The 12466-nt window shown below is 44.2% G+C and carries 8 protein-coding genes and 1 pseudogene; 4 read left to right on the forward strand and 5 right to left on the reverse strand.

The features are described 5' to 3' along the window. Positions 1–144: 144 nt before the first annotated feature. Together bglX and EXN75_RS16050 are read right to left on the reverse strand one after the other, a co-directional pair. A complete protein-coding gene (gene bglX, locus EXN75_RS16045; protein ID WP_134844594.1) occupies positions 145–2496 on the reverse strand; it encodes a beta-glucosidase BglX in 2352 nt (783 codons plus the stop codon). Positions 2497–2534: 38 nt separating this feature from the next. Continuing rightward, on the reverse strand, positions 2535–4796 hold the full coding sequence (locus EXN75_RS16050) for a glycoside hydrolase family 3 C-terminal domain-containing protein (RefSeq protein ID WP_134844588.1): 2262 nt from the start codon (positions 4794–4796) through the stop codon (positions 2535–2537). Between the two features lie 320 nt (positions 4797–5116). On the opposite strand from EXN75_RS16050, the pseudogene EXN75_RS16055 reads away from it, so the two are divergent. The 4 genes and pseudogenes from EXN75_RS16055 to EXN75_RS16070 form a co-directional block, all read left to right on the forward strand. Next, positions 5117–5245, forward strand: a pseudogene (locus EXN75_RS16055) (glycoside hydrolase family 97 C-terminal domain-containing protein); the annotation flags it as partial. A gap of 67 nt (positions 5246–5312) precedes the next feature. Then, positions 5313–7040, forward strand: coding sequence for an alpha-amylase family glycosyl hydrolase (locus tag EXN75_RS16060; RefSeq protein ID WP_134844595.1), 1728 nt, complete (start codon positions 5313–5315; stop codon positions 7038–7040). A gap of 376 nt (positions 7041–7416) precedes the next feature. Beyond that, positions 7417–8748, forward strand: a complete 1332-nt coding sequence (locus tag EXN75_RS16065) for a hypothetical protein (protein ID WP_134844589.1) — start codon at positions 7417–7419, stop codon at positions 8746–8748. 105 nt (positions 8749–8853) lie between these two features. Then, on the forward strand, positions 8854–9033 hold the full coding sequence (locus EXN75_RS16070; protein WP_134844590.1) for a WCX domain-containing protein: 180 nt from the start codon (positions 8854–8856) through the stop codon (positions 9031–9033). A gap of 55 nt (positions 9034–9088) precedes the next feature. Here EXN75_RS16070 and EXN75_RS16075 read toward each other — a convergent pair whose 3' ends face one another. The 3 genes from EXN75_RS16075 to EXN75_RS16085 form a co-directional block, all read right to left on the reverse strand. After that, complete coding sequence (locus EXN75_RS16075) at positions 9089–10294, reverse strand: ATP-binding protein (protein WP_134844591.1); 1206 nt, start codon at positions 10292–10294, stop codon at positions 9089–9091. A gap of 137 nt (positions 10295–10431) precedes the next feature. Continuing rightward, positions 10432–10941 carry a gamma carbonic anhydrase family protein gene (locus EXN75_RS16080; protein WP_134844592.1) on the reverse strand — a complete coding sequence of 170 codons (510 nt, stop codon included), beginning with the start codon at positions 10939–10941 and terminating at the stop codon, positions 10432–10434. 60 nt (positions 10942–11001) lie between these two features. Further along, positions 11002–12126 carry an AAA family ATPase gene (locus EXN75_RS16085; protein WP_167639562.1) on the reverse strand — a complete coding sequence of 375 codons (1125 nt, stop codon included), beginning with the start codon at positions 12124–12126 and terminating at the stop codon, positions 11002–11004. Between the last annotated feature and the right edge of the window lie 340 nt (positions 12127–12466).

Genomic DNA, 12466 nt, shown 5'->3' on the forward strand with positions numbered 1-12466 from the left:
TAACAGAAATGTCATTTTTGACCATTTCTGCTACCGATATTTTAGTGCCTGTATGCTCCAAAACGCCTCTTTTATATTTATTAACATAAAAAGCTGCTCAAAAATTTGGCTATGTCTTAGGAATCAGCACCCATAGGGGAACTTCTATGGGTGCTTCTTAACAGTAAGATTCTGGGTCTTTACCTCTTTACTGTTTCCTCCCACCATAATCTGGAAGTCGCCTGGTTCAATCACATGCTTTAATTCTGCGTTATAGAATTTGAGCATTTCAGGAGTGATATCGAAGCAGATTTCCCTGCTTTCTCCTGCAGCCAGATGGATTCGCTGGAAACCTTTCAATTCCTTGACAGGACGAGAAATGCTGGCTACCATATCACGGATATAGAGCTGAACTATCTCGTCGGCATCTCGGCTACCTGTATTCTTTACGTTGATGGTGGCGGTAATCTTCCAGTCATCCATATTGACTTCATGGCTGCTCAGCTTCAAATCGCCATATTCGAAAGTGGTGTAGCTCAGTCCATATCCAAATGGATAGAGCGGACCATTACTTACATCCAGACAATTGCTGGCAAACTTGGCAAATTTCTGATTGTCATCAGGTACTGGTCTTCCCGTATTCTGATGATTGTAGTAGAGAGGCTCCTGTCCGGTTGTCTTTGGCATGGAAGTGGTGAGCTTACCTGATGGAACCTTGTCGCCGAAGATGACGTCGCAAAGTGCATCTCCCACTTCAGAACCACCAAACCATACGTTCATGATAGCAGGAATGTGTTCTTTCTCCCATGACAAAACCGTAGGGCGACCGGCAAAGTTGAGCAATACGACAGGTTTTCCCGTCTTTGCGAGTTCAGCCAGAAGTTCCTGCTGCACATCCGGCATTTCCAGGTTGGTGCGGCTTGCACATTCACCGCTCATATCGGCAGTTTCGCCCATGGCGCATACTATCACATCTGCTTCCTTTGCTATCTGCAGTGCCTCGTTCTTCATCTTTACCTCATCTCCCCAGGCAATAGACTTACCCTGTTCGCCGTTCTTCTGAAGTTCCCTATCGCGCCAGATATTGCTGCCCTGTGCATATAATAAGGTGGCTTTGCCATCGAGCGCTTTCTCCATGGCTTCCTTGATAGTAGTATATTTCTCTGGAGCCTGAGCTACACTCCATGTGCCGGCAATATTGTTGCGGGTATCTGCAAGAGGACCAATCAGCGCTATCTTTCCCTGTTTCTTCAGAGGAAGAAGATTTCCTTCATTTTTCAGAAGCACGAAGGTCTCGGCTGCTACGTCGCGAGCTATCTGTCGGTTTTCGGCAGAGTAGATGTCGGTCTTGTTTCGCTTGGCGTTGCAATAACGGTAAGGATTGCTGAACAATCCCAGTTTGTATTTTGCCTCGAGGATGCGGCGGCAGGCTGTGTTGATGTCTTCCTCCGTCACCTTGCCCTCTGCCACGCTTTGTTCCAGATGCTTTACGAAGGCATTGGAGCACATATCCATATCCGTACCTGCCAGGAGTGCCTGTTCTGATGCCTCTTTCAGATCCTTGGCTGTGCCGTGGTTCAGAATCTCGGCGATAGATGCATAATCGGTTACCACGAATCCCTTGAATCCCCATTGTTTTCTCAAGACATCGGTCATCATCCAGTGGTTGGCGGTGGCAGGGGTATAATCTATCAGGTTGAACGAAGACATTACGCTGCCTACGCCAGCCTTTACCACGGCTTCGTAAGGAGGCAGGTATTGGTTCATCATGCGTATGCGACTCATATCCACGGTGTTGTATTCCTTGCCGCTCTCCACGGCTCCGTAGAGGGCAAAGTGCTTGAGGCACGCCATGATTCTATCGGCTCTCAAAATCTCCTCTGTGCGCATGTCGGCGCCCTGGTAACCTTGTGTGAGTGCAGCACCCATCACGCCGCTCAGGTAAGGATCCTCTCCGTTACCTTCGCTGATTCGTCCCCATCGGGCATCGAGTGCAATATCTACCATGGGCGAGTAAGTCCAGTTGATTCCTGCAGCACTGGCTTCCTTTGCCGATACTTCGCCTACCTTCTTCATCGCTTCTGTATCCCAGGAGCAGGAGAGGGCGAGGGGGATAGGGAACATGGTCTCGTAGCCGTGGATTACGTCCATGCCCACCAGCAGCGGAATGCCCAGACGACTGTTCTTGATGGCGATGTCCTGGAGAGCCTTGATTTTGTCGAGTCCCTTGATGTTGAATACGCCGCCCATGTTGCCTTTTGCAATGTCGCCACCCACCTGGGTGTTCAGGGCTCCACCGGTAGTGATGTCGCCAGCCACCATCAGGTTGAGCTGACCGATTTTCTCCTGCAGAGTCATCTTTGCCATCAGCTGGTCGATATACTCCTTCATCGGCAGGATTTTACCTTTTTGAGTTGTTGTTGCAACTTTTTTCTTGCTGGCGGGTGTGTGGGCGATGGCAGGAACCATCAGCGAGCCAGCCAGCAGAAATGATAGTGATATGAATGCTGTTCTCATATTTACGATGTTCTTGTTATGTATTAACTCCATTCATTTTATTTCAGTTCAAACGTCTTTTTGAGTTTCAGCTGATCGGAAGCATTTCCGACGAGCGCCTCAAACTTGCCTGCTTCAGCCTTCCAAGATGCAGCAGTTTCATCATAGAAGCTGAGTGCCTGCTTATTGATGGTGATGTTTACATCCTTGCTCTCTCCCGGCTGCAGGTAAACCTTCTGGAATCCCTTTAGCTCCTTGTAAGGGCGATCCACAGAAGCCTTTACATCATGAATATAGAGTTGGATGGTTTCTGCACCGGCACGTTTGCCAGTGTTCTTTACATTCACTGTAAAGGTGATAGAGTCATTCTGATTCATCAGATTCTTGTCACAGCGGAGATTAGAGATGGCAAACTGGGTGTAGCTCAATCCGTGTCCAAAGGCGAATGCTGGCTTGATGTTTTTCTTATCAGTCCAACGATAACCTACGTAGATGCCTTCCTTATACTCCTCATCAATGATGTTGCCCTCAGTCTTGGCTCCACCTTCTTTGCGCCAGGTTCCCGGATAGGTGTTTAATGCGTGGGCACCCACTTCCTGCAATGAGTTTACCCATGTGAATGGTAATTTGCCGCTAGGATTCTTGTCTCCGGTGAGGATAGAAGCCAGAGCTTCACCGCTTTCACTACCGATAAACCATCCCTGTATGATGCCAGCCACTTTTTCTTTCCAAGGTATAGCCACAGCATTACCCGAGATATTCACATAGATGAAGTTCTTATTGGTTTTAGCCAAAGCCTCTATGAGTTTGTCTTGAGCGTATGGCAATTCGAGCTGTTTGCGGTCGTGACCTTCGCAATCCTGATAATCGCTCTTGTTCAAGCCGCCAAACATCACCACGTAATCAGCATGCTTGGCCTTTTCTACGGCTTCGGCTATCAGCTCAGTCTCGCTGCGTTTGTCCTCCAAATTCTGTCCGGTAGTTACGCCATTGTAATTTCCGCTAACATCGCCTACATAACCTCTGGCAAACTCCACTTCCACATTATCTTTTTCCAGTCGTGATTTTAATCCATCGAGTGGCGAAATCTCCCGCTGTACCTTGAGAGAAGAGCTACCTCCACCCACGGTCATCATCTTCACGGCATTTTCTCCTACTACCAAAACACGTTGTGCCTTCTGGGTCTTGATAGGAAGCACATGGTTCTTGTTCTGGAGCAGTACGATGCCTTCTTCGGCAATCTGTCTGGCTGCTGCATAGTGGCTGTCAGAACAGAGGAAACCGTGAGGACGGTTCGGATTCATGGTGGTGCGATAGAATAGGCGTAATACGCGGCGCACCTTTTCATTCAATTCCTTGGTGGTGTATTTTCCTTCCTGGATACCTTTTATATATGGTACGGCAAGGTAGTAATTATCGTAGGCATTGCTGGCACCCATAGTCAATCCATTCGTCCATGTGCCGAACTCTATGTCGAGCCCGTTCTTCACGGCTTGGTCGGTATCGTGTGCGCCTCCCCAGTCGCTTACCACTACGCCGTCATATTTCCAGTCGCCCTTCAGAATCTTGTTCAGAGTCCACTGGTTGTGGCAGTTGTGTTCGTTCTTGTAGAGATTGTATGCACCCATGATTCCCCAAGTCTTTCCTTTCTCTACAGCAGCCTTGAAGGCTGGGAGATAGATTTCATGGAGGGCACGGTCGCTCACGATGACGTTTACCTGATGACGGTATTCCTCCTCGTTATTGAGGCAGTAATGCTTTACGCAGGCTGATACTCCCTTAGACTGTAATCCTTGGATATAAGGTACAACCATGATGCTTGCCAGGTAAGGATCTTCACCCATATATTCGAAGTTGCGTCCGTTCAATGGGGTGCGATAGATGTTCACGCCAGGACCTAAGATCATGTCTTTTCCTCGATACAAAGCCTCTTCGCCTAATGATTCTCCATAGATTCTGCTCATCTGTGGGTTCCAGGATGCTGCCAGGCAGGTGAGGGCAGGGAAGGCTACGCAGGAGTCATTGGTTTGGCCAGCCTGCTCCCATTCGTCCCACAATACATCAGGGCGAACACCATGAGGACCGTCATCTGTCCAGAAGTCAGGAAATCCCAAACGGGGAACTCCTGCAGAGGAAAACTTACTCTGTGCATGAATGATGCGAATCTTTTCTTGCAGCGTCATGCGGGCAATGGCATCGTCGATGCGTTGCTCTACTGGTTTGGTGTTGTCGAGGTAGACGGGCAACTTACCAGTTTGTTGTGCGCTGGAGGTGGCTATAGCCGCCATCGACAGTGCGCAGGATAGAATGAAGTGTTTCATATTTCTTGTGAATATTATTTCTTATGAATATTAAATTGTTAGTTATGAAAATGCGTATCTGTCATTTTGGATGCAAAGTTACTAAATAATTAGACATAAACCGCGTTCTTGCAAAGAAAAAGTGGAAAAATATCATTGGTGATTTTTATAAGTACCTGATAAAGAGTGCTGTATGTTTATTCCATCCACTTTCAATGGTATGGAAGATTATGGAAACCTGTTGTTAATGAGGCTGTTATTGCGTTTTTTGTCGTTTTTGTTCCACTATTTTATTAATGAGGTTAGGAAAACTCGAAAAAAACTATTAAATTTGCAATCGTAAAAATGCCAACTACAAGACAAATCCTCAGGCTTATGTCATCACCAAGAAGACTGTGACCAGCAAGTCTGTCTTGAAGTTGAACTCTGTTGCAGGTGGCGGATTTGCAATTAGCATTCTTGCACAATAAAATGCAGAATTTTGAGTTATTATGAAAGAAAGTCTTTTTTGAATAAATAATGTTACTTATGAAAAGAATGAATAAAATGCTGTTGGTTGCTGCTTTGGCGGCAACCACACTTTCTGTTCAGGCAGAACAGAAGAAGGGACCGGCTTGGTTGAGTGATGCACTTTTCTATCAGATTTATCCATCTTCCTATATGGATACTGATGGCAACGGTATTGGCGATCTGCCGGGTATCACTTCCAAGTTGGATTACATCAAGTCTCTGGGTGTGAACGCCCTCTGGCTCAATCCAATCTTTGAGTCGGGATGGTTTGATGGTGGCTATGATGTCATCGATTTCTACAAGGTGGATCCTCGATTCGGTACCAATACCGATTTGGTTACTTTGGTCAATGAGGCCCATAAGCGTGGCATCAAGGTTTGTCTCGACCTGGTGGCAGGACATTCCAGTACCAAGTGTTCCTGGTTTAAGGAGTCTTCCGAGAAAGATCCTAACCAGCGTTACAGCGACTATTATATCTGGATGAATGATATCCCTGAGAGTGAGAAGAAAGAAATAGAAGCCCGTCATCAGGAGGCAAGTCCGGAGTCTAGTACCCGAGGTAGATATGTGGAGGCTAATGCTCCTCGTGCTAAGTATTATGAGAAGAATTTCTTCGAGTGCCAGCCTGCCTTGAACTATGGTTTTGCTCATCCAGATCCAAATCATCCTTGGGAGCAGGGCGTAGATGCTCCAGGACCACAGGCTGTACGCAGGGAGATACGTAACATCATGGCTTTCTGGTTTGATAAGGGTGTGGATGGCTTCCGTGTAGATATGGCGTCATCGCTTATCAAGAACGACCCTGACAAGAAGGAGGTATCCAAGCTTTGGAATGAGATGCGTGCCTGGAAGGATAAGTATTATCCAGAGACCGTCTTGATTTCTGAGTGGGCTAATCCGCAGCAAGCTATTCCTGCCGGCTTCAACATCGATTTCTACATCCATTTCGGTCTCAAGGGATATGCCTCTCTGTTCTTCGACCGCAAGACTCCATGGGGCAAGTGGGAGCAGAGTTACCAGAACTGCTATTTCGACAAGCAGGGCAAGGGTTCGCTTAAGGAATTTAGCGAGAACTATACCAAGGCATACAATGCCACCAAGAATCTCGGCTACATCGCTGTTCCATCTGCCAACCACGATTACCAGCGTCCTAACATCGGTACCCGCAACACGCCAGACCAGTTGAAGGTGGCGATGACCTTCTTCCTCACCATGCCTGGTATTCCATTTATTTATTATGGTGATGAGATTGGTATGAAGTTTCAGATGAATCTCCCTAACAAGGAGGGTAGCAATGAGCGTTCTGGTACCCGTACTCCGATGCAGTGGACCAAGGGCAAGAATGCCGGATTCTCTACGAGTGCACCCGATAAGCTTTACTTTCCTGTAGATACGGAAAACGGAAAGTTGACCGTTGAAGCTCAGCAGGGAGATCAGAATTCTCTGTTGTCATATACCCGTAAGTTGACCGCTTTGCGTCATTCTGCAAAGGCTCTTGACAATGAGGGAGATTGGAAGCTCCTGAACCAGAAGGGGCAGGAATATCCGATGGTATATGAGCGCACTTTGGGTGAGGAGAAGTATGTTGTTGTCGTGAATCCTGGTGCCAAGGCAGCCGCTCTCAATATCAGCTCCGTAGGTGGTAAGGCAATTTCTGTTCTTTCCACAGGAAAGGTTGTGTATAAATCAGGAAAAAAGACTGATGTAATTAAAGCTTCTGGCATAAGTGCCGCCATATTCAAGGTGGAAAGATAGAGCTTTTATAAAAACAGAAATGCGTCCGTATTGTGCGGGCGCATTTTTGTTTTACGGTCACGAATCATCTTCATCATGCAGCTTTTACTACACGTCGTTAACCTATTAATACGATGATAGTCTCCTTGCCAAGATACCTTTCTATCCTGTCGATATATGATTGACGAATAATAGTTGCCATATTTTTATCTTTTATAATGGATATAAATCGGAAATATTTTACTTTTATTTTCTATAAAATACAAAAAAGGAGTTCCCTATGCAATATAGTTTTAGATAATCCGTTATCTAATAATCCGCAAAAACGAAAATGCTGATAATCTTTGTGGATGTAGTAAGATTTGAAGCAAAAAGTGTAACATCAAAACGATTAATTATGAGAAGAATTGCATTTTATCCAGTAGGAGGCGAGCGTGTTAGTCTACCAGAGAGGCATATCAAGGCTTATGTAGACGATTATTGTCACGAGTTTGGACAGACGGATACAGACACAAAGTTGATGCATCTGCTTTATGTTGCCGACAAGGGCTTTGATATCTTATCGCATATTCGTGAGTTTTTAGACAATCATCCTGAAATTGCCCAAGATAGTATCAAGCAAACATTGGCGTATTTCGTTTCGCATCTTAGATACCCTGAAGGCGATAGATATGTGGATGACCAGTTTGCAATGGCTAATTTTCTTAAAGAAACACTTAGCTTAGAGAAGGTATTGGATCTTCTCATGATGGAGATTAGGTTGAGATTCTCTTATACAGAAGACGATAAGTCTGTAAATTTTACGCAGAAATATCTTAGATGGGATAGTTTGGCGTCATTAAAAAAGTCTTTGAAAAGTGAAGAGCTACCAAAATGTATGGTCAATCCTACTGGCTATTATAGTGTTTCAGAATCAGATATTGTTAAAGAAAATCTTTGGCCTACGCTGGTTGGAGAATATATGCGTTCGCATTGGTATAATGAAAATATAAAGATAGTCTATCCAAATCCTTATGAAGAACAGGTAATAGATGAGTTCAACCGAAATGCAAAGGAAGATTATAAGTATGTACTTGGTGCTCCTGCTGAGCCATGGAGAGGCAACCCGCTCAAGGCAAAAGTCGTTATTCTTAGCTTAAATCCTGGATTTAAGTTGGGCGTGAATGATAATGTGCAATATGAAAGATATAGGGCACCTTTAGAGGATGCTATGGCAGAGTTGATCAATACGCTGTCATTTCAAGTGAGAGGATTGCTCACCCCACAGGAATCTTATGTTAAGAGTCATGAAGAGTTCAAGGAAAAATATAGCATGGAGGGTTCCCAAGTCCTTTGTGGCGATGCATTGAATGAAATCGGTGACTATTATTGGTATAACAATATTAATCGCCTCAATATAAATCATCAGAAAGAATATGAGTTTTTCCGAAACTTTGCAATAGTTCAGTATTGTGCTTACACTTCTGTTTCTTTTAAGGATTTTCCAAGGGGTGTTGTGTTGCCATCTCAGGAATTAACGAAGAAACTAATTAGATATTTGGCTTATGAAAGAGAAGATGTGGTGTTTGTTATTATGCGAAGTGCAGCAAAGTGGAAGGAATTATTAGATGCTGATGTATGGGAAAAAATGCAATCACGTCTTATCGTTAATAAGAACATGAGTCAGTCTTTGTCTGAGAATAATCTTGGTAAAAAGAACTTCAATATGCTCATAGAGTATTTGAAATAACAGAAGAAAAGGTACGAGAGTATCTTAGGTTACTTTTTTAAGTATCTTAAGATACATGGCAAAGTATCCTAAGATATATGGCAAAGTATCTTAAGATAGTTAACGATGTATCGGGAATATACCCTCACCGTCCGCCCCAGCCGTGATTTCCTTCAGGAACTGTTGTGGCATGGCAGAAATATCATCGTACTGAAGCCTGAGAGCTTGAGGCTGGAGATGATTGGTATCTTAAAGGATATGACGAAAAGTTATGAGACGGGCGAATGCCTGAATGGGGAGGAATAAAAGAATCCTCAGATTGGGAATACACTGTGTGCCCAATCTGAGAAATTCCTGTTATTTATATTCCTTCTGTCAGGAATTTGCGAAGATGCAGGTGCGTGATGCCGTCATCATCATTTTTGGTAAGCAGAGGGGTCATGGAGATAACGTACTTCGGGTAGTTGTCCTTGATGGCACGGAGATTGCCAAACTCCCGTTCTCTGGTTGCATCGTCGGCTATGATGTAGGAAGCTTGCACGTAGATGCGTTCGCCGCCTGGTTTGGTACATACAAAGTCGATTTCTCCAGCTTGCAGTTGTCCTACATAAACTTGATAGCCCAAGCGTATGAGGTTCTGATAGATGATATTCTCTATCACTTTCTCAATGTCTCCTTCACGTGTTCCCCCGGCAATGGCATTTCTAATGCCGTTGTCTTCAAAATAAAACTTATCGTTGGTTTCAAAGATACGTTTGCCGTGGATGTCATAGCGGTTCACCTTGTGTAGGATATAGGCTTCACAAAGGAAGGATATGTAATTGATGATAGCTGCCGAAGCAATGGATTCTCCTTGAGATTTCATATATTTGGAGATGCTGTTGGCTGAGATGAGTTTACCTGTATTATCAGCAAGGAAACGCACCAGGTTCTCTAAGAATGGCACGTTTCTTATCTGGTTGCGCATGATGACATCCTTAAGCAAAACGGTATGGTAAATATCCATCTGGTATTCACGTGCATCATCCTCTTCTAGTCCTATCTTTGCCAGACCAGGCAGGCCACCATACTGAATGTACAGAGCAAGTGCTTCGTCATTATCTGATAGTTGATGAAATTCCAGAAACTCGTTATAGCTCAGCGATTGGATATAGATTTCCTTATATCTGCCACCGATGAGTGTGCTCAGTTCATTGCTCAGCATGCGGGCATTGCTACCTGTGATGATAATGTCGGTGTTGGGTTCTGTGCGATAACTTCGGATGGAGCGTTCAAATTCCCTGATGTCTTGTATCTCATCGATAAGGATATAGTTATGTTTATCGGATAAAAAGTGCTCTCCGATATAGTCGTTGAGATCCTGATAGGTTTGAATGTTGTCAAACTCTCTTTTCTCCTTATCTATAAAGATGATATTGTTGCAGTCATCTGCCTTCTTGCGGTCACGAATCATTTTCATCATGCAGCTTTTACCTACACGACGTTGACCTACTAATACGATGATAGTCTCCTTACCAAGATACCTTTCTATCTTGTCGATATATGATTGACGAATAATAGTTGCCATGTTTTTATCACTTATAAATGAAATTTTCTGCAAATATACGAAAAGTTTCACTTATAAGTGATAAAAGTTATCTGTTTTTAGTTTTTATAACTTATAGATGGTATCGTTTCAATGATATTAAATGCTCGTTGTAACAATTAATCTTCCTTCAGATACCAGTCCTTGATATATCCGGAATAATGCTTGGCAAACTCCTCGGCTTGTCCGGGATTGCAAGCCTTCACCTTCCTGGCTGGAATACCAGCCCAAATCTCATGTGCAGGAACCTTAGTGCCATGGGTAACTACTGCACCTGCAGCAATGATAGCTCCTTCTCCGATATCTGCCTTGTCAAGCACAGTGGCATTCATGCCGATGAGAGCACCTTTTCTAACTGTGGCTCCATGGACGATGGCCCCATGTCCTACTGATACATCATCCTCCAGAATGCAAGGCATTGTACCGGTTTGATGAATGCAGGCGCAATCCTGCACATTTACCCTGTTTCCACATCTGATGGCATCCACGTCAGATCGCAATACCGCACTATACCAGATGCTACAGTCATCGCCAAGAATACAGTCACCTGTCAGTACGGCGTTCTCAGCGATAAAACAATTCTTTCCCCATCGGGGAGTCTTTCCCTCTACTGTCTTTATGATAGCCATATTAAAATATGTATTTAAATTTGGGTGCAAAGGTAACAAAAATATTGGAATCACCTTATACTATTTCAGATACTTCTTCAGCCACAAATCGAAGAACTTGTCATATACCACATAGGCATCATCCTGTTGGGTGATGAAATCTTTTTCCAACAATCCCTTCAAGGCAGAGTTGACAGAACTTGGTGATGGGAGGTGGTATTTCTTGGCAAAGGCTCCGCTCTTTACGCTTCTGGCTTCGCCCTCTGCAGAGATGGCGATGAAGACATTGCGCTGCTTTTCCGGCATCTGGCGTAGAAGGGTCTCGTAGGTGTCTGATGCCATGTTAAGATTGTAGTTGATGGCGTCATCTACCATATCCAGAGTGCAGGTGCCCTGTTCGGGAGTCTTGAGGAAGAGTACATTCATTACTCGCTGGATGTATGAGGTGACACCACCGAAACGGGCGAAGAGTTCTCCGATAATGGCAGTATCTATATGTTTGTTGCGCTCCTCGAACTTGGCTGTGGCAAACTCCTTGTATTTCTCAATATCCAGTGGCTTCAGGTTCATCAGCGTCACGCTCTGATAGAATGGGCGGGCAGGAGATGTGAACATCTCTGCCATCAGATGGCGATGAGAGCCCGAGAAGATGAAGTGGGCATTGGTGCATCGCTGGATATAGGTACGGAGCAATGCTTCTATGCGATTGTCGGCATAGTTGGTGATTTGCTGAAACTCGTCGATAGCAACAAGGCATGGCTTGTCGGCTTGGTTGAGATAAGAGAATATCTCATCAAGCGTAATTTCGGGATTTACTATGTTGCCGATGCCTATTCCCCAAACTGGAGCCCCGTTGATATCGAAAGAGATTTCTGAACGGAGAGAAGAGAGTGCCATCAGGAATTTCTCCCAAGCGCTTCTGCCTTTAGGACGAAGTTCATCAATAATGGCTTTGCCGAACATATTGACCAAATCGCTGACGGAATTGGTTGAATAGATGTCAATGATAAAAGTATAATAATCTTTTTGGATGACTGGCTGGGCAAAGCAATGGTGAATCAGCTCTGTCTTTCCGATGCGTCGAGGGGAAATCAGAGCCATGTTATTCTCATTGGTCAGCATCTCTGTGATGTGCTGGGTTTCTTCCACACGGTCGCAGAAGTATTCCGGACCGGCGTAACCATTTGTGACAAAAGGATTCTTCATTACCATATTTATACCTTATTATATATTCAACGGCTGCAAAGATAATGCAAACGAGCGTAATGTAAGCTTGCTTACAAATTGCCGAGTGCAGCTTATCTTCTGCAAAGATACAACTTTTATTCCGATTATCATAAAGTGATTATCATAAAATGATAATGAGATAAGGAATTTTATCATTTGACGATTATCATAAATTAATAATTATGATATGGATGTCTTTAACTGAAAGTAGTATACACCTTTCTTGTTATACTTACTGATTTACTATACACATAATTTACTTTCTTACTAAAATACTATACACAATCAGAAAAGCCTTACTGAAATGGTTTACACATCA

Source organism: Segatella hominis (genome assembly GCF_004535825.1).
GTDB lineage: Bacteria > Bacteroidota > Bacteroidia > Bacteroidales > Bacteroidaceae > Prevotella > Prevotella hominis.

What these genes read in the sequence shown, in the direction of transcription:
- bglX (WP_134844594.1), bottom strand. Translation starts at nt 2,496, where the DNA reads ATGAGAACAGCATTCATATCACTATCATTTCTGCTGGCTGGCTCGCTG.
- EXN75_RS16050 (WP_134844588.1), bottom strand. Translation starts at nt 4,796, where the DNA reads ATGAAACACTTCATTCTATCCTGCGCACTGTCGATGGCGGCTATAGCC.
- EXN75_RS16060 (WP_134844595.1), top strand. Translation starts at nt 5,313, where the DNA reads ATGAATAAAATGCTGTTGGTTGCTGCTTTGGCGGCAACCACACTTTCT.
- EXN75_RS16065 (WP_134844589.1), top strand. Translation starts at nt 7,417, where the DNA reads ATGAGAAGAATTGCATTTTATCCAGTAGGAGGCGAGCGTGTTAGTCTA.
- EXN75_RS16070 (WP_134844590.1), top strand. Translation starts at nt 8,854, where the DNA reads ATGTATCGGGAATATACCCTCACCGTCCGCCCCAGCCGTGATTTCCTT.
- EXN75_RS16075 (WP_134844591.1), bottom strand. Translation starts at nt 10,294, where the DNA reads ATGGCAACTATTATTCGTCAATCATATATCGACAAGATAGAAAGGTAT.
- EXN75_RS16080 (WP_134844592.1), bottom strand. Translation starts at nt 10,941, where the DNA reads ATGGCTATCATAAAGACAGTAGAGGGAAAGACTCCCCGATGGGGAAAG.
- EXN75_RS16085 (WP_167639562.1), bottom strand. Translation starts at nt 12,126, where the DNA reads ATGAAGAATCCTTTTGTCACAAATGGTTACGCCGGTCCGGAATACTTC.